Source organism: Pilibacter termitis, from assembly GCF_900167335.1.
Taxonomy (GTDB): domain Bacteria; phylum Bacillota; class Bacilli; order Lactobacillales; family Streptococcaceae; genus Pilibacter; species Pilibacter termitis.
Genome location: NZ_FUXI01000018.1, coordinates 13,523 through 13,855 on the forward strand (window position 1 = coordinate 13,523; position 333 = coordinate 13,855).

General features: G+C 53.2%; 2 protein-coding genes. Both read right to left on the minus strand.

The window, feature by feature from the left end; genetic code table 11:
• Positions 1-40: 40 nt before the first annotated feature.
• A complete protein-coding gene (locus tag B5D30_RS14300; RefSeq protein WP_268802105.1) occupies positions 41-163 on the minus strand; it encodes a hypothetical protein in 123 nt (40 codons plus the stop codon).
• The coding region (locus tag B5D30_RS13690; RefSeq protein ID WP_234984644.1) for a hypothetical protein at positions 138-333 on the minus strand (196 nt) is incomplete at its 5' end. The genes B5D30_RS13690 and B5D30_RS14300, both read right to left, overlap by 26 nt.

Here is a 333-nt window from a genome sequence, read left to right on the forward strand (position 1 = left end):
GCCACCTGAAGCTCTGCTTCAGGCAAGTAAATGGCATGGCTCACTGCGACCAACTCCTGAACGCCCCTCGTAGCTTTTCTTTTTGTCTAGCTGTGAGGGGCTGAAGTTTGGTGGCTGTTCGCAGTGCCGCTCGAAACTTACGTTTCGAGCAAGTAAACGGCACGGCTCTCTGCCACAAACTTCAAAACGCCCCTCGTAGCTTTTCTTTGTCTAGCTGTGAGGGGCAGGTGTTGGGTCGCTGTTCGCAATGCCACCTGAAGCTCTGCTTCAGGCAAGTAAATGGCATGGCTCACTGCGACCAACTCCTGAACGCCCCTCGTAGCTTTTCTTTTT